The organism is Anaerobacillus sp. MEB173 (genome assembly GCF_052119505.1).
GTDB lineage: Bacteria > Bacillota > Bacilli > Bacillales > JBJMAU01 > JBJMAU01.
The window spans coordinates 201,021-220,897 of record NZ_JBJMAU010000002.1; the positions used below are offsets into that span (position 1 = coordinate 201,021).

Consider the following 19,877-nt stretch of genomic DNA (forward strand, 5'->3'; position numbering starts at 1 on the left):
TCAACATCTCATGAAATTTCACTATCTATATCCCTTTCTAGAGTGGACAAGATGTAATATATCATATTGTTTTCTTTTGTACAAGCCTTTTTTATTTCATCAATTAAAATACAGTAATACTGAAATAAAAAACGATAACTATTAAAATAATTCCTTTAACTAAAGCCCCTCCTAAAAAGCCAATTAAAGAGCCTACCCCAACTCTAATAGCTTCAACGAAAGGCTTGCGACGAATAAGTAATTCTGCCGCTATTGCTCCTATAAACGGACCAATGACAATCCCAATAATCGGAATGATAAAAGGACCAATAAGTAAACCAATTGTACTTCCCCATATTGCTGCATTAGTTCCTCCATGCTTTTTTATCCCAATTAGATTCGCTAAATAATCCACAGTCAATAGCGCCAGCAAAAGAAATCCTTGAATAAACCAAAATAATAAAGGTAGATCCGTTATACCAAAAAACAACCCATATATTACGAAAGCAAGGAGAACAAAGACAATCGTTGGTATAATCGGATATACAATACCTGCAAATCCGATAAGAAATAATAAATAAATAACGATCCATATTAATACTCCCATCATGAATCCTCCTGTTACTACAGATACAAAAGAAGGACAAGGGATTAGTTCCTTATCCTTCTCTAGCATTTATTCTTCCCCAATCACTGCTTCTGCAATATTAACTGCATGGTCACCGATTCGCTCTAAGTTGCTGACAATATCTACAAATACAATTCCTGCTGCACCTGTACACTGACCATCATTTAAACGAATGATATGCTTCTTACGTAATGTACGCTCCATTTTATCAATTTTTTCTTCTTTTTCAACGACAGAATTAGCCGCCACCAGGTCCCCTGTATCAAGACATTGAACAGCTTCCTTTAATGTCGAAATCGTTAAAGTGAACATTTCATCTAAATCAGTCATTGCTGAATCAGAAAGCTTTAATTTATTTGTAATTTGATAATCAACTAACTCAATTACATTTTCCATATGATCTCCAATTCGTTCAATGTCCCGAATCGTATCCATGAGCATCGAATGTTTTTTCGAATCATTTTCAGAAAGTGACCTTGCTGAAATTTTAATTAAATAATCAGTAATTTTACGATCTAAATTATTGATTGCATCCTCAAATTGCGTTGCCATTTCAGCATGTTTTTTCTGATTCGTTTTTAAATATTCACTTGCTTCTTCCAAACCTTTTGTCGAAAATTCAGCCATTCGTAACACTTCTTCTTGAGCTTGTCCTAAAGCAACTGATGGTGAAGACGTCAAAAAGCGTGGATCTAAATGCTGCGCTTTATATTCAATTGCAGAGTCTTTCCCTGGAATAAGCTTTGTAACAATTAGTGCTAACACAGCTACAAACGGTAATTGAATTAATGTATTACTTACGTTAAAGATACCGTGAGCAAAGGCAATTGTCATTTCAGGGTTTAAGCCTAAAGCATCACGTAAATACGCAATGAATCCAGTATAGAATCCGAGGATAAGTAAAACAATAACTGTTCCAATTAAGTTAAAAATGACATGAGTTAAGGCTGCTCGTTTTGCGGCGATCGTCGCACCGATTGATGCAAGAACGGCCGTAATCGTTGTACCAATATTATCACCAAATAATACAGGTAATGCTGCTCGTAAATCAATCATGTCTTGGGCATGTAATGCTTGCAGTACCCCAATGGTTGCACTTGAACTTTGGACAATAATCGTGAATACAGTTCCAATAACTACACCTAAAATAGGATTTTCACTCATACTTACCGTTAAATCTTGAAACTGTTGTAATTCTCTTAATGGCTTCATTCCACCTTCCATGAGCTTAAGTCCATAAAATAATGCACCGAAACCAAAAAGGATTTGTCCAAAATTATTAGCTTTTTTGTTTTTAAAGAAAAAGATTAAGAATGTTCCTGCTGCAATTATCGGTAGAGCATAATTGGAAATTTTTATACCAATGATAAATGCTGTTACTGTTGTACCAATATTAGCCCCCATTATTACCCCGATTGCTTGCTTTAAGGTCATAAAACCAGCATTTACAAGTCCAATCGTTAAAACAGTTGTTCCTGTACTCGTTTGGATAAGTACGGTAACAATTATACCTGCAATAACTCCCATAATTGGATTGGTTGTATACTTGTCTAGAATATCGCGTAGCTTATCTCCTGCAGATTTTTGTAGACCATCTCCCATATACTTAATCCCAAATAAAAAGATCCCTAGTCCACCTAAAAATTGAAAAATCATCTGCTGCCAATCTAATTCCAATTTTATCATCCCTTCAGAAAAAATAATTAATTCCCCTATTCGACAAACCTCTACAATCGTACTTCCTTATTATTGAGGAATTATTAACCTTTTGTAAAGATTTTGTTAAGATTTTCTATAAAAAGAATTAGTAAAGAAATATTTCAATCACTAAACAAAGTCTTGCCTTGTCGTTTCACGTAAAAGTGAGCTACAATAAAAGCTAGATTGTTAATAAAAAGGAGTTCATTTATGAATGTTTTAAAGCAGTTTATCAATAGTCTTTATTCACCTAAGGACATTGCCGTCTTTCGTTTTCAAGGCATTGGTAAAACAATACTATACATTTTTACCTTTATGTTCCTTGTTTCAATTCCCACCGGTTTTCAATTAGGTACATCAATTTCAACAAATATTCAACAATTACAACATGCACTTGTTTCCGATCTTCCCTATTTTGAGATGAAAAACGGTATTCTTATTTCTGATCTAGATGAGCCAATTATTCTTGAAGAAGGAAATGAAGTGTTTATTTTTGATACAACGGGTGCGATTACAGCAGATGACCTTCAACAATATGATGCTGCTTTTGCAATATTGAAACGTGAAGCAGTGATCATTTCGACTGAGCCCCAGACATATCCATACAAAAACTTTGGAAATCTGTCATTCTCAAAGGCACAGTTAGAAAATGTGCTGTCGGCTGTGCAAAATGTTCTCCCGATTATCATTACACTTATCCTATTGTTACTATACATTGTTTTAACAGGTTTAAAATTTATTGGTATTTTATTTCTGTCACTTATAAGCTTAGTGATTTGTAAGCAAAGCGGTAAAAATCTTTCCTATAAGCAACTTTGGATTCTCTGTGCATATGCAGTTACATTACCGACAACACTCTTTGCAATTACTGATTCATTAGGATTAATCATTCCTTTCTCACTTGCTCTTTATTGGGTTATAGCGATTTATATGCTCTACCTTACTATAAAAGCAATTCCTTCACCTAAACCAAAAACTAATAATAAAGAAGAAGAACCGATTGAACTATAGTTCGCTCGGTTCTTCTTCTTTATCGTTTATTAACTTTTTTACAACAATTCGGGTACCATCTACTGAAACTACCTCGATCTCTACATTTGCCTCGAGCCATTGCCCATCACTTGTTGCACTGTAATTCTTCCCCTCAATATCAATATTGCCCGTTGGCCGAAATGGTGTAATCGTTCTTCCTTTTTTGCCGACTAACGTTCTATAGCTTTCGTTCATTGAATTGTATCCGAGATCGCTTGTCAGACGTTCTTTTAATGTCATTTTTGACCAAAGATTCCGTGGTGGTAAGACTTTTAAAAATAACAGCGAACCAAATGCTCCTAATAAAAAGCCGAATGTTACAAGCGCCCCATAGATAAAATTCGGAGTAGGTATCGCTAATCCTAAAATCATCAAAACTAGTCCTAACAATGCAATATTTCCGTCATTTGTAACTTTACCATCAAAAATAATTAGAATTAATCCTAATACATACAATAGGACAATCCATAATCCTGTTCCTCCATCTACAAGGTGGTAAGAAAAGTAAAAAGTCATAATGGCTACACCAAGTAAACCAAAAAGCCCCTTCACCTTTACAAGCAGTTCTCCAAATAAAAATAATGTACCTAATAAAACAACGAGAAAACCCATGCTCGCGATTTGTAAAAATTCCATTTGGATCTCCCCCCTTCTACTTTTAGTTTACTTGATATTTACGGATCACACAAAACAAAGTTCCCATTTCCTTCCCTATTTTTCCGTTCAACGTATGTTATAAAAACACAACTACAGAGTAAGAATTCCCTGGTTGGCAAGACTATAACTTGAGGTGATAACATGAAAAAAAAGAACAAAAAACAAAAGAAACAGCAACAAAACGATCCTGAAAAAGATGCCTTTTTGTTCGTCAACACGAAGCGTTTATCGGTATAATATGTAATCACTACATAAAAAAATGAGAGGAATCATCCTCTCATTTTATTTAAACCACCCTTTTATAGCCTCTATAAGTTGATTAACAAAATCCAAGAAACTCGCAATAAAGGTTTGTGTATCTTCACGGTTTAGAAAGTCACCTAAGTTATTACGAATTTGATTAATTTGATTTTGAACTTGATCCCAATCTATATTAAGATCCTTCATCCGATTAAATAATGATACTAACCCATTTAACTCTTCATCCGTTAAGGTAATCCCCATTTCCTGGGCAATCCGTTGAATCAGCGCACGTAAATCCTCCTCTGTTTCAACTGGGTTGTTCGCAATTTCTTCTTTAATCCTAGTCATTAGCTCCGTAGCTTCTTCCATTCCAAACTTATCACCAAGCTCTGCAGTACGAACCATTTCTTCATTCGCAACCTGCTTTTGTTCTTCAGGTATTTCAATCTCTGCAGTAATTTCATAAGCTTTTATTAACCCTGTTAATGCCGCAGTACCTGAAACTGGGAAAGGGGCTGTGACATAGATATCTGCATCCTTAACGCCAGCAGTAACAAGCGCATTAGCATACATGCCTTCAGCTACCCACGAAATATTATTTGTTACAACATTCAGTCCTTCACCCGGCTCAAGCAAGGTGATCTTCGTCGAAGATAATGCTCTCGTACCAATTTGACTTTTACTAATATAATTTCCAAGGTACTGATGTTCTTCGGCATTGGAAACATAGATAATCTCAACATTGTCCTCGGTGACGTTCATTTCTCTAAGGATTGTTTGTTTTTGATCCTCTGTTAAATTTTCACCTAATGTAATAATAACCTCTCCTGGAACAGCATCTGCTAAAGCAATGCCAGGAATTATCAAACTAAACATGAGTAGTATTGACAAGAGCTGCCTTTTTAGTTTATTCATTTCATTTCTCCTTCCGGTTGTAAAGAATATACAACATCTACTGATAAATAACACATTTTCTTTCAAGTTGGAAAGGGACTATATATCTATCTTTATTTCTGCTTAATCTCGAACTTATTTATTTAACAATGGTTCTTCCACTTTTTTAACATGTAACGAAACATATAACCATACAATTCCTGTGCCTAGAAGTAACAAAGAGTACAAAAACATATCTACTAGGTCAGTCATCCAAATACTATATATAATCGGACCCAAAGCTACTCCCAAAAAACGGGTCATTCCATACAATGAGACAATTAAACCTCTTTCTTTCCCGCTTACTGATGACGTTATCAGCATATTTGCACAAGGTAAAACTAAACCTAAACCAGCTGAAGCAACAGTTAAACCAAAGATCAGCCCCGTAATTTCATGGAAATAGATTAATAAGCTGAAGGAAACAAACATCAAGCTTAACCCAATGAACATAAACGTCTTCATTTTAGGAATATCCGAGCCAATTTGCTTTCCAGTCCAGTAGGAGATGACTGTTAAAGCTCCTAACGGGACCGCGAATACAATTCCTTTTAAAAAACCATCCACTTGAAAAATGACTTCAATTTCATATGAGAGAAAAAAAAGCATTCCAAATAATAAAAATAAACCTGTACCCCCAACAAAAAATATCGGTAATAACCAACGGCCTTCCCGTTTAAACGCTTCAATAAAACGTTGTTTATAGTCTGGAAGCGAATCTCTTTCTTTACTTGATTGACGCTCATTAATATAAAAGATTATTCCTAGAAGAGACAATAAGGAAACAGCAAAATAAAAATAAAGAGCACTGTACCAAAAAAATACAGCAGCGAGCGCCCCAATCATCGGACTTACCACTTTACCTGCCCCGTTAAATACTTCAATAATCCCAAGTGCCTGGCTACGGTCCTTTCCCTGAAAAATATCTGCAACCAATGCCATAGCGATCGGGGAAGTACCACCAGCTCCTATTCCTTGAAAAAAACGGCCGATTAGAAGCCAAGAAAATCCACCTGTACCCTCCAGAAATTTGACTGCGAAGATGGATACAACGCTTCCTGCCATGATAAGAATCAGTGAAATGGTAATCATCCGCTTTCTCCCTATACGATCTGATAAAAAACCAATGAAAGGAATAATAATGGCTGCAGGAACTGCAAAGACAGTTAGAATTAAGCCTCCCTCAAAGGCAGTAATATTCAAATCCGATTGAATCGTTGGTAAAATAGGAATAAGCATTGAATTCCCTAATACCATAACAAATGGCAACATTCCAATGATAAATATTATGGTATTTTTTGATTGGTTTCCTTTCATAAAATATACTCCAAACACTCTTATTTTTTTCCTGTCATAACATCAGGTGGACAAGCATAATATTTACAAGAAGCTGTACAAACTGGCACTTATTTGCTTTTTAAAGGAGGTTCTCAATGAAACGGGCCTTACTATTTTTCCTGTTTTTATTATTAAGTTATAGTACTTATTATGATCTAACAATCGGTACTTTACCCACGAAAGCAACAACAGCAATGGCTGTAAAACTTGTCGAGGAGGAAATAAACAGCAAAGAAGAGTCATATAAAGAAGTAAAAATCAAGCCTGGCGATACTGTGTTATCAATTGTTGAACATATTCATGATGGTCCAATTAAAGCCTCTATCAACCAAATTATTTATGATTTTCAACTGCTAAACCCAGACACAAACCCAGAAGAAATTAGCATAGGTAAGACGTATAAGTTTCCTATTTATAACAAATAGCCTTAATTTTCATCGAGATAGTTCTTGCCAAACAAAGAAAGCTATTGATAAAATAGGACGAGTATTTATAATTCAATGATGAATGATTCATCATTAAAGGAGCGATACAAATAATGACCCAAGTAACTCATCGTACCGAAACTAGACCGGTGAAAGTTGGGAATTTAACAATCGGTGGTAATAATGAAGTTGTTATACAAAGTATGACAACAACAAAAACCCATGATGTAAAAGCAACGGTTGCCGAAATTCACAGACTAGAAGAAGCGGGATGTCAAGTTGTCCGTGTTGCATGTCCTGATATGCGAGCAGCTGAAGCCATAGCAGAAATAAAAAAGCAAATCAATATTCCTCTTGTGGCCGATATCCACTTTGACTACAAATTAGCACTAAAAGCAATTGAAGGCGGGATTGATAAAATTCGTATTAATCCAGGAAATATCGGTAAGCGCGAAAAAGTTGAAGCAGTAGTAAGAGCAGCAAAAGAAAAAGGAATTCCTATCCGTATTGGAGTTAATGCAGGATCATTAGAGAAAAAAATCCTTGATAAATATGGCTATCCTACAGCAGATGGAATGGTTGAAAGTGCCCTTCACCACATCAGTATTCTTGAGGAGCTAGACTTCCATGATATTATTGTTTCAATGAAGGCATCAGATGTTAACTTAGCAATTGAAGCATATGAAAAAGCATCAAAAGCATTTAAGTACCCCCTTCATTTAGGAATTACTGAATCTGGAACATTATTTGCCGGTACAGTGAAAAGCGCCGCTGGTTTAGGAGCTATTTTAAATATGGGAATTGGAAACACAGTCCGTATTTCATTAAGTGCTGATCCAGTTGAAGAAGTAAAAGTTGCTCGTGAGCTATTAAAAGCATTCGGTCTCGCTGCCAATGCAGCCACATTAATTTCATGCCCTACTTGTGGTCGTATTGAAATTGATTTAATCAGTATTGCCAATGAAGTAGAGGAATACATTTCTTCAATAAAAGCGCCGATTAAAGTAGCGGTACTTGGTTGTGCGGTAAATGGACCAGGGGAAGCAAGAGAAGCTGATATTGGTATTGCAGGTGCTCGCGGTGAAGGTTTATTATTTCGTCATGGCGAAATTGTCCGAAAGGTCCCTGAAGCAGTTATGGTTGAAGAGTTAAAGAAAGAAATTGATAAAATTGCAGCTGAAAAATTAGCCGAACAACAGCAATAATGTTTAAAAAGCTACCTAAAAGTGGCTTTTTTTTTACACAAAATAAGAAAGAGAGCAGAATGAATCTGCTCTCTGCAAAGTTAGAAAAATGGTGCGAAAAACAACGTAATGACAATAGAGACGACACCTATACCAATCGCCCAGTTACCAAGCGCATTTGCACCGTTTCGACGGGCAATAAAACCGACGATAATACCTGCTGCTCCCAAAATAACAGGTAAGAAGAATAAAGAAAGGATTGAAAGAACGAGCGCAAACACCCCTACGCCTCTGCCTTCTGTTGCATCCTCCCTATCATCCACTACACCGCGATCTACATCTTCGGTAAAAGGACGAGCTCCTGGCGCCACCTCTGCAGCAGTTTCCTCTTCATAATCGCCTGGAAAATCTGCTCCAGCTACTCCATCACGTTCCTCGTTGTCAAGATTTAATGAACGTTCATCTCGGTTGTTTATGTCAGCCATTAACATCCCTCGCTTTCTTTTTTGAGGAGCATTCTTAGTATGACACTTGAGGTCGTCTTTATAGGTGTTAATCTTTTCATATTAAGGAAGATGTCTATGGACCTTATTTCTTTACGAAAGATTCTAATGTGGTAATATTAATAAAACAACAATCATGAAGAGGTGAAACAATACAAATGCAATCAAAGAATTTCGGCTTAGATATTGATGGAACAGTTACGTCGCCATCAGCATTTATTCCTTACTTAAACAAACACTTTAACAAAAATATTACTTTACAAGATATTACTCAATATGAGTTGGCTCCATTACTAAATGTTACGAATGAACAGTTTTGGAGCTGGATGAAAAAGCACGAACGAAATATTTATGCTAATGTTGATCTTGCTAAAGACGTTCACCATGCCCTGACGGATTGGAAGGAAACCCATCAAATCGTCTATATAAGTGCAAGAGGTGAACATTTATTAGAAACTACTGAGCAATGGTTTACTAAGAATAATCTTCCTTTTCATCACATAGAATTAACTGGGCAACATGATAAAATTGCTGCCGTAAAAAAACATAGTATTGATATATTCTTCGAAGACAAACATGATAATGCATGTAGTATTGCTGAAGAGTGTGAAATACCTGTCATCTTGATGGACACCCCTTATAACCGCGATCCTATACCAACAAATGTAATTCGCGTCCAATCATGGCTAGAAGCAAAGAATTGGGTAAATAATTGGCTGAAAGGATCAATTTAAAATTTAAAATTTAAAATTTAAAATTTAAAATGTAGAATGTAGAATTTTTTTTAGGTTTTTCTTCGAAGGAAAACCGGAAATAATTCTAAATTATTAATTCTTAATTCTAAATTAAAAAGACGGCTCTTCAGCCGTCTTTTTGTGTTGTTACTTCTTCGGTTTAAACGTGTGGCAGCATGTTTGAGCAACGCTTTCTGCTTTATCTTCATGGTTTGCGTCCCCGACTAATTCTCCACTCATTTCAACATCATAATCTTTATTCGCATGGGAATCGATTTCTACGAGAATAGATTCCGCGAAGCAATTGTTACCTTCTCCCCAATAGGTACAGTTAGAAACATTACATTTTACAACTGGTCTTTCCATGTTTGTATCCCCCCTTGGTGATAGCTTGCTCAACTTTTAAATAAGCAAACAAAAAAAGGGTGGGAATAACGGAAAATCCTTTCAACTTTTAACTTCTTCTTCATTCTCCTTACAATCGCCACAATAGCCATAAATTTCAAATTTATGACCTACAATTGAAAAGTCATCTAATTTTGTATTTAATTGAACCATTGGACAATCATTTACCTGTTTTGTTTTGCCACAATCTAAGCAAATCAGATGATGATGGTGATGATCAGTTGAGCAAGTAAATCGAAATCTTTTTTCTCCTTCTAATTCTGTAAATTCTAGGATGTTTAATTCGACGAATAGTGAAAGATTGCGGTATATTGTATCAAAACTAAGTCCCGGATAATCCTTCTGCATTTTTTCTAATACTTCTTTTGCTGATAAATACCTTTTCTCTTCTGCAAAAAGCTGCAACAAATCCTCACGTTTTCCAGTATGTTTATATCCTTTGTCTTTTAGTAACAAGATGGCTTCGGAAACATTCATTTACCTGCTTCCCCTTTCTAAACGAAAAGCTTTGTCAAAGTTTTATATTGATTTTTATAATCAACATTCTAACTTTAACTGCTAACGAAAAAATCTTTTAACTAGTGACACAATTAGTAAAATGATGATTGATGATAAAACGATGACTCCACCGGTGGCAATATTAAAGTGATAAGAAAAATAAATTCCACTCAATATTGCTGCTTCTCCAAAAAGAATACCATAGAAAATCACTTGTTTAAAACTTTTTGCAATACGAATACTTGCAGCGACTGGAAGAGTAATCATCGCTCCTACGAGCAATATTCCGACAACCTTCATTGAAATTGTAATCACAAGGGCAACTAAAAGTGAGAATAATATGTTAAGATTCCGGATCGACATACCAGACGTTTTCGCAAACTCTTGATCAAATGAAATGGAAACAAATTCTTTGTATAGAAAAAGAATTAAAAATACAACAATAATGGTTGTTATAAGCATAAAGAATAAATCATTCACAGTAACTGAAACAACACTTCCAAATAAATAAGTAAACCAATCATTATATCCACTCTTGCTAATGCTTATAATAATCGCACTTAAGCCAATTCCTGATGAAAGAATGATCGGTACAGCCAATTCCTGAAAGTGCTTATAGATTTGTCGTAATCTCTCTACTAGTAATGAGCCGACAAGAGAGAAAACTAACCCCATGTAGAGTGGATTAACCATTGTGAAAACAGTCATTGTTTGCGTAAGAAGAATCCCAGCAGCAATGCCGGTTAACGTGATATGAGATAATGCCTCAGAAACAATCGTAATTCTTCTGACAAGCAAAAATGATCCCAACAAGGGACATATAAATCCAATGAGTAAACCAGCTACTATCCCGCGCTCAATAAACGTTAGTTGATATAAAAAATCAAATGCCATAAATATTCTCCTACATACGTAACAGAAGTTAGTTTTCTGTTATTTTACACGAGTTAAAATCTATTACCCATCAATATTCATTTCTTAACCCGCTTTTTTCATTACTCTTTTCCTATTTAATTTCCAAGTTTGTGACTCAGTTTTACTCCTAATTAAAATGGTAATAAGCAGTATGATTACCGCAATGATTACAATTGTTCCTCCCGGTGCTATGTCGAGATGATAAGCAGAAATCAAACCGCCAATAACTGCGACCTCCCCGAAGAGAATTGCATAAAGAAATAACTGCTTAAACCCTTGAGCAATTCGCATACTACTAGCTACTGGAAGTGTCATTAAGGAGGATACCAGTAGTATCCCGACAATACGCATTGAGGCAGCAATGACAAGTGCCACCATTACAATAAATATAAAATGAACAAGACGTCCATTAATTCCAGCAACAATCGCTTGTTCCTCATCAAAGGATAGGAAGAACAACTCCTTATAAAAAAGAACAATTAGCATAATCACAACAATGGTAATAAGTGAAATAATCCACAAATCTGAGCGGCTAACTGCAATAACACTCCCAAAAAGGAAATTAAATAGGTCTGTATTAAAACCGTCAGCCAATGAGATAAAGACAACCCCTAAGCCTATACCACCTGATAAAATAATTGGGATTGCCAGTTCTTGATAAAATTTATAGATCGACCTTAGCTTTTCAATTAAAAGTGACCCTAACACTGAAAACGTCATTCCCATGTATAAGGGATTCACACCTTGAAAAATCACAAAGTGCTTGCTTAAAAGTAAACTAAATGCGATCCCAGATAATGTAATATGTGAAAGTGCATCCGAAATTAATGATAATCTTCGTACCACTAGGAATACGCCAAGCAGAGGTGCTATAAAACCAATTAATAAACCTGTATATAAAGCATTTTGTAAAAATTCATATTGAAAAAAAACACTGATCATTTTTTAATGACCTCCATGATCATGGTTATGGGCTAAGACTTGAATATCATGACCATAAAGAGAGGATAATGTACTATGCTGACTTTTTTCAAATTCGGCCGAACCTCCATGAAAATGAATGTTTTTATTTAAGCAGGCTACGTCCGTTACATAATCTGTCATTGCTCCGATATCGTGAGTAACCAATACTAATGTAATTTGGTTTTCCTCATTTAACTTTTTTAACATTGAGTAGAAATTCTGAACTGATTTTACATCAACTCCAACAGTAGGTTCATCTAAAATAAGTAGTTCAGGATCACTGACCAATGCTCGCGCAATAAACACACGCTGCTGTTGGCCACCTGATAGTTCTCCTATATTTTGATGAAGATAGTCACTCATTCCCACCATTTCAATTGCTTCTTTCACTTTTTCTTTATGCTTTTTTTTCAAAAAACGAAATAAACCAATTTTGGCAAATAACCCCATTGATACAACTTCAAACACAGTTGCGGGAAATCCACTATTAAAGCTATTGGCTTTCTGAGATACAAAACCGATTTTATCCCACTTTTTGAATTTCTGAATTTCAGTCCCAAATAAATGAATCGTTCCTTGTTGGGGAGTAAGGAGATGTAGCATACATTTGATTAACGTTGATTTTCCCGAACCGTTTGGGCCAACTAATCCTAAGAAAGACCCTCTAGGAACTTGTAAAGTTATATCTTCTAATACATTTCTCATACCATAATGAAAGGATAATCCTTCAATTTCAATGATGTATTCCTCATCTCTTTGTTTCAATGTAATAACCTCCAAAAATAAATCCAACTAACCGTCTATCAGAACGATTACGATTTAACAATTTGTAGTATATCTCAGCTGCTCTCATTTGTAAACGAACATCTCCTGGCTAGTAACTGGAAATAAAACGATTCAACAAGATATAATAATGATAACAATAGCTGTACACAATAACCATTTACAGAAATCCTATGTACTAAGGAAGTGGGAAAATGGAAAAACAAAATTTCGCCCTCATTGATATGGGTTCAAACTCAATCCGCTTAGTGATCTACCTTATTCATTCCAATGGATATTATAAAGAAATACATAATATGAAAATTGTTGCCAGGCTAAGCAGCCATATTGAAGCTAGTGGTAATCTTTCTAACAAAGGACTAGACATTTTAATAGAGGCTCTTCAAAACATTCAAGAAGTGACAAGAGCCCACCAAGTAACAAATGTTCAAGGAGTAGCTACTGCAGCAATCAGACAAGCCAAAAATCAACAAGACATTCTAGATCGGATTTCAAGTGAAACTGATTTTGAATTTAACGTATTTTCAGAATATGAAGAGGCCTATCATGGTTATTTAGCTATTGTCAATTCAACGAATATTAAAGATGGAATCTCAATTGATATTGGAGGCGGGAGTACCGAAATCACTGTTTTTCAAAACCGAGAGCTACTTCACTATCACAGCTTTCCATTTGGTGCGATTACATTGAAGCAAAGGTTTCTCGAAAATGAAATACCAACAGATGAAGAGATTACACTGCTTAAAAATTACATCCAAGATCAATTCCAGACGTTACCTTGGTTAGAAAAATATAAGTTCCCCGTCATAGGAATTGGCGGTAGTGCTAGAAACATTTCATTAATCCATCAACGTAGCATTAACTATCCTCTTGGTGGACTGCATCAATATGAAATTCTCCCACAGGACATTCATCAAATTAAAGAGTTGCTACAGCGAAAATCACTGCAAGAACGACAACAAGTGGAGGGGTTATCAAAAGACCGCGCAGATATTATCATACCGGCGGTTGAAGTTATATCTTCATTAATCGACATCGTTAATGCACCAAAATTTATTTTGAGTAATAAAGGACTGCGTGACGGTATTTTTTATCAGGAGCTATTCAATCGAATAGGAATTGAACAATTTCCTAATGTTGCCGAGGAAAGCTTTCATCAGTTCACCCATGAGTACGAAATCAACATTGAGCACATTAAACAAGTAGCGAAGCTTGTTACAAAACTATTTTATGAGCTGCAAGGGTTAAAAATGTTGAATTTAAACGGAGTTGATCTGCAATTACTACGGCAGGCTTCTCGAATTTTGTATGTTGGTGAATACATTAGCCGTGAAGCAAGCAGTCAACATACATTCTACCTGTTAACAAATCAATCAATTGACGGCTTAACACATACTGAAAGATTATCAATCGCCTTAATCGCTTCCTTTAAATCAAAATCTGTATTGAACGATTACATTACACCTTATAAAAATTTGTTAACAAAGACCCAAATCAAAAAAATTGAATTACTTGGAGCTATGTTAAAGTTTGTATACAGCTTGAACCGAACTAGGAGAAATGTCATTTCAAATGTTTCAGTTTTCCTTAATTCAGATATGACCCTCTCATTTAATTTGTATTATAACAACAATGCCTATTTTGAAGAACAATTAGCTGCAAAGTATAAGAAACACTTAGAAAAAGTATTAAATTTAAAAATCCACTTAAATTTGCATGAGCTTCCTTCTATATAAGTGATGACTCACATAAAATTAATATAATATGGTGAAGAGGAAAGGGAAAAGACCTTCGATTTCTGACTATTTTGCTTAGAAAGGTTGAGCAATTATGGAAAAAATAAATGCTAATGAGTTACAAAGGATTAACTTAGAAAACCCAACCTTTTATAACAATCGTGAATTAAGTTGGCTCGCTTTTAACAAAAGAGTATTAGAGGAGGCTATTGACGAAAGAAATCCATTACTTGAACGGCTTAAGTTTTTAGCAATTTTCAGTTCTAATTTAGATGAGTTTTTCATGGTGAGAGTAGCGGGCTTGAAAGATCAAGTAAAAGCCGGGTTTACAAAACCCGAGAATAAGGCCGGATTAACACCTAAGCAACAACTTTCAAAAATCGCTTTGATGACCCACAAACTCGTAGATTTACAAGATCATTATTATACGAATATCCTTTCTCGAATGCTTGAGCAAGAAGGAATTGAGTTTTTAGCTATTGATCAATTAGATGAAATTCAGCTTGAATATGTTACTACCCGTTTTCATCATTACATTTTTCCGGTCCTTACACCAATGGCAATTGATGCTTATCGTCCGTTCCCAATGTTAGCAAATAAGAGTCTTAACCTTGCAGTTGTACTCACTAAAAATGGTCCCAATTCTAAAGAAAAGCTAGCAATTGTTCAAGTACCGGCTGTATTAACACGATTTATCATCTTACCTTCACAAAATGATAAGAAACAATTTATTTTACTTGAACAAGTTATTAGTCATTTTATCTATCAGTTATTTCAAGGTTATGAAGTGAAACATGTCTCCCCGTTTCGAATTACCCGTAATGCTGATTTAACCATTCATGAAGAGGGCGCTCAAGATTTACTCAGAAAGATTGAAAAGGAGTTGAAAAAACGGAAAATGGGTGCAGCAGTCCGGTTAGAAATACAAGAAGAGAAAATAAACGGGAAAGTATTAAATTTTTTACTCGATGTCCTTGAAATTCAACAAAAAGATGTTTATGCCGTAAAAGGACCATTAGACTTGACTTATTTGAACAAGTTTTACCGGATTTTAGCTGAGGAGTTTTCCCATTTGACCACAGAACCACTTTTACCGCAAACACCAGAAGATTTAATTGAAGAAGAAGATATTTTTTCAGCCATCTTAAAAAAAGATATTTTATTGCATCATCCTTATGAATCGTTCCAACCAATTGTGGATTTTATTTCTCTTGCTGCTGAAGATACAAACGTCCTGGCAATTAAACAAACCCTTTATAGAGTCAGTGGTGATTCCCCAATCATTAAAGCATTGGCTAGTGCAGCTGAAAATGGAAAACAAGTGACAGTGCTTGTTGAACTAAAGGCAAGATTTGATGAAGAAAACAATATTCAATGGGCAAAAAAATTGGAAAAATCCGGCGTTCATGTTATCTATGGAATTACAGGCCTAAAAACACATAGTAAAATCACCTTAATTGTTCGACAGGAGAATAATCAAATTCAAAGATTCGTTCACCTAAGTACCGGAAATTATAATGATACGACAGCGAAATTTTATACCGATACGGGATTATTAACATCAAATGAATTATTTGGTGTTGATGCAACTAATTTTTTCAATTATTTAAGCGGGTACAGTGAAAAGCCAACCTGGAACTATATCTCTACATCGCCCAACCAAATCCGCGAGAAATTTCTGGAATTAATCGATAAGGAAATACAATATCACAAACAATATTCTGAAGGTCATATTATCGCCAAAATGAACTCCCTTACAGATAAACCCATTATTATGAAACTGTACGAAGCATCACAAGCTGGTGTAAAAATTGACCTTATCGTTCGGGGTACGTGCTGTTTGAGACCAGGCATCCGTGGTGTAAGTGAAAATATAACTGTACGAAGTATTGTCGATCACTTTTTGGAACATAGCCGGATTTTTTATTTTCATCATGCAGGTAAGGAAAATATCTACTTGTCATCGGCGGATTGGATGACAAGAAATATGGATAAGCGGATAGAAATTCTATTTCCAATTCTTAGCAACCGAAATAAAGATCGATTAAAGAAAATCCTAGAAATTACTTTACAAGACAATCTTAAGGCACGACAACAAGATGAAGCTGGGGAATATTATTATGTACAACGATCAGAAAATGAACTCCCTATCCAAAGCCAATTACTATTCTATGAGATGGCTACACAAGCCGCTTCAGAATCTTCAAAAACGTAGTGAACCATGATACAGAATAAAGAGCAAGGAATCTGGGGACTCCTTGCTTTTTTTCGTTGAAAGAGAGTTTATGATAAAAAAGTACACCACTAAATTGTAGTGATGTACCGTTTTGGATAATTGTTATTTTAACCCATTAAGAATAGTCTCTATATTCCATTCCATCATTTTTATATATGTGTCCCCCTCTTCACCTGGTTTACCAAGAGAGTCGGTAAAAACCTTACCTTTAATTGGCACACCCGTTTCTCTTGAGACCATTTCCATACTCCGAGGGTCAATACTAGTTTCTAAAAAGAGTGCTTCAATCTTCTTATCTCTAATAATATCAACAATGCGTGTCACTTGATTAGGCGTTCCCTGGTTTTCTTGATTGATTTCCCATATATATTCAGCCTGGAAATCGTAAGCTTCACTAAAATATTTAAATGCCCCTTCACTTGTAACCATAATTCGCTTTTCTTTTGGAATTTCATTATATCGTGTCACAGCTTTTTGATGTAAATCTTCTAGTTTGGCAATATACACTTCTGCATTTTTCTCATAAATATCACGATGATCCGGATCAACTTTTATTAAGCCATCTCGTATATTTTCTGCATACTTAATACCGTTTCTAACATCTAGCCATGCGTGAGGATCTTCTTCCCCTTCATTTCCTTCTGTTGTTAAAAACATAGGTTCAACATTTTTACTAGCACTGAAGACCGGTGCATTTTCCCCAGACTTCCCGGCTGTTTCCATCAACTTATCAAACCATGCATTACCTGCTTCTAAATTTAGCCCATTATAAAAAACAGCATCTGCATCTGTTGTTTTTTGTACATCTAGTGGAAGTGGTTCATATTCATGTGGGTTAGAACCAATTGGTGCTAAGCTGTGAATTTCCAATCTTTCTCCACCTACATTTTTTACAATGTCATAAATAATAGAATAAGTTGTAACAACCTGTAGTTTTTCATCATTCTTTGCGTTATCCGTTGTACCTTGGTTTGTTTCTTGACTATTAGAACAAGCGGCTAAAACAAATACTGAAACTATGCTAATCAATAAATACTTAAGAATTTTTTTCATCATGATCACTCCTCTTATTATTTTGATCGTTATTAGTTAGATAGTGCATCTTTTTTCTTCTTAACTTTTAACTCACGCCATAACATTCCTTGTTTTGGTGAGAACAGAAAAGCCAATATGAAGAGAGCTGTCGCTGCAAGAACAATAGTTGCCCCTGATGCTAGATTGTAAGTAAAACTAAAATATAGACCTATTACAGATGAAAACATACCTATACAAGCTGATAGAAAGATCATTACTGATAATCGATCTGTTAATAAATAAGCAGTAGCAGCAGGTGTAATCAGCATTGCAACTACCAAAATAATCCCAACAGTTTGTAGTGATGCTACGGTTACCATAGTTAAAAGTGTCATTAAAAAATAATGAATCATTTTAGTAGGCAGACCATAAGCTGCTGCCATTGTTGGATCAAAAGATGTAATTAAAAGTTCCTTGTAAAAGAAATAAACGGATGCTAAAACAATTAATCCAATGCCTAGTGTAATCCACATATCAGAAGGACGAACTGCTAATACATTCCCGAATAAGATGTGGTATAAATCTGTACTACTTTTAAGCATGGAAATTAAGATAATCCCTAAGGCGAATGCAGACGTAAACATAATTCCCATTGAGGTGTCATGTTTAATTCGACTGTTTTGACTAACAAAACCAATTCCTATCGCCGTTAATACACCTGTAAAAACAGCACCAAAAAAGAAATTGATTCCAAACAAATAGGATATCGCAACTCCAGGTAATACAGCATGTGAGATTGCATCCCCCATCATCGCCATTCCCCTAAGAATAATGTAACAGCCTATAACCCCACATATAATGCCCACCATTATGGAGGTTAAAAGTGCCTTTTGCAAAAAGTCATACTGCACTAACGCATCAAGAAAACTCATTACACATGCACCCCGATTTCCTTCATAAAGGATAACTGACCTTCATATGCTCTCATCATTACTTCTGGCTGTAGTACATCATCAACCCTCCCGAAACCGATTAATTCCTTATTTAATAGAACCAATTCATCAAAATAATCATTGGCTTTACTTAAATCATGGTGCACAACGACGACTGTTTTACCTTGATCACGTAAATCTTTTAATAAATGAATAATGGTTTCTTCGCTTGCCATATCTATTCCGACAAAGGGCTCATCTAGGAAAAATACCTCTGCTTGTTGTGCAAGTGCTCTTGCTAAAAACACCCTTTGTTGCTGCCCCCCAGATAGTTCCCCAATTTGTCTGTTATAAAAGCTTTCCATACCTACTTTTTTTAAGCATTCGTATGCCCATTCTTTTTCTTTCTTTTTAGGTCGTTTAAATATTCCTAAGGATGGATATGTTCCTATTAGTACTGTATCAAGAACATGAATCGGAAAATCCCAATCGATTTGACTACGTTGTGGAACATAGGCAATCTTTTTTCGAACATCGTTGATACTGCTTCCGTAAATTTCGATTTCTCCTTTATCAATAGGAATTAAATTTAATAATGCTTTGATAAAAGTTGATTTACCTGCACCATTTGGACCAATGATCCCAACAAGATTCCCGGCTTTTACTGATAAATTAATTCCATTTATTGCTTCTTTACCATAATAAGAAACGTGTAAGTTTTTTACCGATATTGTATTAATCATTTTTTATTCCTCCTTTTTGTCCACGTGAACAAAAGTTTCCCTAACGCAACTCTAATCCAAAAAAATATAGCTCGTAAGTTGGCTTTAGTTTTTCTGAATTATAACCTATTTAATTTTATAGGATAATTTGTTGTAATTTATAAAAATAATTAAAGGTTGTGACCAATTCAAAAACTGGCTATCAAATGATTAAATTAGTTCAACATGTAACGATAAAGAGTTTTCCCTTATTATCTGTTCTAAGTATATGCGACTAATCTAAAGTTTGTGCTAGGATAAAAAGTTTCCTTAGGGAAAC

General features: G+C 35.1%; 20 protein-coding genes. 6 read left to right on the forward strand and 14 right to left on the reverse strand.

The annotated features are described in order from the left end of the window. Window positions 1-103 precede the first annotated feature (103 nt). Complete coding sequence (locus tag ACJ2A9_RS05465) at window positions 104-655, reverse strand: DUF456 domain-containing protein (protein WP_441420605.1); 552 nt, start codon at window positions 653-655, stop codon at window positions 104-106. Next, window positions 656-2,293: a Na/Pi cotransporter family protein gene (locus ACJ2A9_RS05470; protein WP_441420606.1), complete on the reverse strand. Its 1,638-nt coding sequence runs from the start codon at window positions 2,291-2,293 to the stop codon at window positions 656-658. Window positions 2,294-2,515: 222 nt separating this feature from the next. On the opposite strand from ACJ2A9_RS05470, the gene ACJ2A9_RS05475 reads away from it, so the two are divergent. After that, a complete protein-coding gene (locus tag ACJ2A9_RS05475) occupies window positions 2,516-3,316 on the forward strand; it encodes a DUF1189 domain-containing protein (protein ID WP_441420607.1) in 801 nt (266 codons plus the stop codon). On the opposite strand, the gene ACJ2A9_RS05480 is transcribed toward ACJ2A9_RS05475, so the two are convergent. From ACJ2A9_RS05480 to ACJ2A9_RS05490, 3 genes are all read right to left on the reverse strand, one after another. Continuing rightward, window positions 3,311-3,973, reverse strand: coding sequence for an NfeD family protein (locus ACJ2A9_RS05480; RefSeq protein WP_441420608.1), 663 nt, complete (start codon window positions 3,971-3,973; stop codon window positions 3,311-3,313). The genes ACJ2A9_RS05475 and ACJ2A9_RS05480 overlap by 6 nt on opposite strands. A 303-nt stretch (window positions 3,974-4,276) precedes the next feature. Beyond that, window positions 4,277-5,152, reverse strand: coding sequence for a DUF1002 domain-containing protein (locus ACJ2A9_RS05485; protein ID WP_441420609.1), 876 nt, complete (start codon window positions 5,150-5,152; stop codon window positions 4,277-4,279). A gap of 114 nt (window positions 5,153-5,266) precedes the next feature. Continuing rightward, window positions 5,267-6,487 carry an MFS transporter gene (locus ACJ2A9_RS05490; protein WP_441420610.1) on the reverse strand — a complete coding sequence of 407 codons (1,221 nt, stop codon included), beginning with the start codon at window positions 6,485-6,487 and terminating at the stop codon, window positions 5,267-5,269. A gap of 116 nt (window positions 6,488-6,603) precedes the next feature. Between ACJ2A9_RS05490 and ACJ2A9_RS05495 the strand changes: the two genes are divergently transcribed. Together ACJ2A9_RS05495 and ispG are read left to right on the forward strand one after the other, a co-directional pair. Next, window positions 6,604-6,933, forward strand: a complete 330-nt coding sequence (locus ACJ2A9_RS05495) for a hypothetical protein (RefSeq protein WP_441420611.1) — start codon at window positions 6,604-6,606, stop codon at window positions 6,931-6,933. A 113-nt stretch (window positions 6,934-7,046) separates the two neighbouring features. After that, complete coding sequence (gene ispG, locus ACJ2A9_RS05500; protein WP_441420612.1) at window positions 7,047-8,138, forward strand: flavodoxin-dependent (E)-4-hydroxy-3-methylbut-2-enyl-diphosphate synthase; 1,092 nt, start codon at window positions 7,047-7,049, stop codon at window positions 8,136-8,138. Between the two features lie 80 nt (window positions 8,139-8,218). Here the strand turns inward: ispG and ACJ2A9_RS05505 are convergent, their stop codons facing one another. Further along, window positions 8,219-8,602, reverse strand: coding sequence for a DUF308 domain-containing protein (locus tag ACJ2A9_RS05505; protein ID WP_441420613.1), 384 nt, complete (start codon window positions 8,600-8,602; stop codon window positions 8,219-8,221). A gap of 176 nt (window positions 8,603-8,778) precedes the next feature. On the opposite strand from ACJ2A9_RS05505, the gene ACJ2A9_RS05510 reads away from it, so the two are divergent. Then, the gene (locus ACJ2A9_RS05510) at window positions 8,779-9,354 is read left to right on the forward strand and encodes a hypothetical protein (protein WP_441420614.1); all 576 of its coding nucleotides are present in this window, start codon (window positions 8,779-8,781) and stop codon (window positions 9,352-9,354) included. Between the two features lie 147 nt (window positions 9,355-9,501). Here ACJ2A9_RS05510 and ACJ2A9_RS05515 read toward each other — a convergent pair whose 3' ends face one another. From ACJ2A9_RS05515 to ACJ2A9_RS05535, 5 genes are all read right to left on the reverse strand, one after another. Further along, a complete protein-coding gene (locus tag ACJ2A9_RS05515; RefSeq protein WP_441420615.1) occupies window positions 9,502-9,720 on the reverse strand; it encodes a DUF1540 domain-containing protein in 219 nt (72 codons plus the stop codon). A gap of 81 nt (window positions 9,721-9,801) precedes the next feature. Continuing rightward, window positions 9,802-10,236, reverse strand: coding sequence for a Fur family transcriptional regulator (locus tag ACJ2A9_RS05520; RefSeq protein WP_441420616.1), 435 nt, complete (start codon window positions 10,234-10,236; stop codon window positions 9,802-9,804). A gap of 81 nt (window positions 10,237-10,317) precedes the next feature. Further along, window positions 10,318-11,151, reverse strand: coding sequence for a metal ABC transporter permease (locus ACJ2A9_RS05525; RefSeq protein WP_441420617.1), 834 nt, complete (start codon window positions 11,149-11,151; stop codon window positions 10,318-10,320). An 84-nt stretch (window positions 11,152-11,235) separates the two neighbouring features. Further along, window positions 11,236-12,114 (reverse strand): metal ABC transporter permease, encoded by an 879-nt coding sequence (locus ACJ2A9_RS05530; protein WP_441420618.1) that lies wholly within the window; start codon window positions 12,112-12,114, stop codon window positions 11,236-11,238. Window positions 12,115-12,117: 3 nt separating this feature from the next. Continuing rightward, window positions 12,118-12,840 (reverse strand): metal ABC transporter ATP-binding protein, encoded by a 723-nt coding sequence (locus ACJ2A9_RS05535; protein ID WP_441421033.1) that lies wholly within the window; start codon window positions 12,838-12,840, stop codon window positions 12,118-12,120. 272 nt (window positions 12,841-13,112) lie between these two features. On the opposite strand from ACJ2A9_RS05535, the gene ACJ2A9_RS05540 reads away from it, so the two are divergent. Both ACJ2A9_RS05540 and ACJ2A9_RS05545 read left to right on the forward strand, forming a co-directional pair. Continuing rightward, entirely contained in the window at window positions 13,113-14,654 is a 1,542-nt protein-coding gene (locus tag ACJ2A9_RS05540; protein WP_441420619.1) for a Ppx/GppA phosphatase family protein, read from the forward strand. A 94-nt stretch (window positions 14,655-14,748) separates the two neighbouring features. Beyond that, complete coding sequence (locus ACJ2A9_RS05545; RefSeq protein ID WP_441420620.1) at window positions 14,749-16,869, forward strand: RNA degradosome polyphosphate kinase; 2,121 nt, start codon at window positions 14,749-14,751, stop codon at window positions 16,867-16,869. Between the two features lie 123 nt (window positions 16,870-16,992). On the opposite strand, the gene ACJ2A9_RS05550 is transcribed toward ACJ2A9_RS05545, so the two are convergent. Genes ACJ2A9_RS05550 through ACJ2A9_RS05560 form a run of 3 tightly spaced genes read right to left on the reverse strand, consistent with a single transcriptional unit; the run spans window position 16,993 to window position 19,579 of the window. Beyond that, complete coding sequence (locus tag ACJ2A9_RS05550) at window positions 16,993-17,943, reverse strand: metal ABC transporter substrate-binding protein (protein WP_441420621.1); 951 nt, start codon at window positions 17,941-17,943, stop codon at window positions 16,993-16,995. A gap of 32 nt (window positions 17,944-17,975) precedes the next feature. Beyond that, window positions 17,976-18,836 carry a metal ABC transporter permease gene (locus ACJ2A9_RS05555; protein ID WP_441420622.1) on the reverse strand — a complete coding sequence of 287 codons (861 nt, stop codon included), beginning with the start codon at window positions 18,834-18,836 and terminating at the stop codon, window positions 17,976-17,978. Next, the gene (locus tag ACJ2A9_RS05560; RefSeq protein WP_441420623.1) at window positions 18,836-19,579 is read right to left on the reverse strand and encodes a metal ABC transporter ATP-binding protein; all 744 of its coding nucleotides are present in this window, start codon (window positions 19,577-19,579) and stop codon (window positions 18,836-18,838) included. Before ACJ2A9_RS05560 ends, ACJ2A9_RS05555 begins: the two co-directional genes overlap by 1 nt. Window positions 19,580-19,877 lie beyond the last annotated feature (298 nt).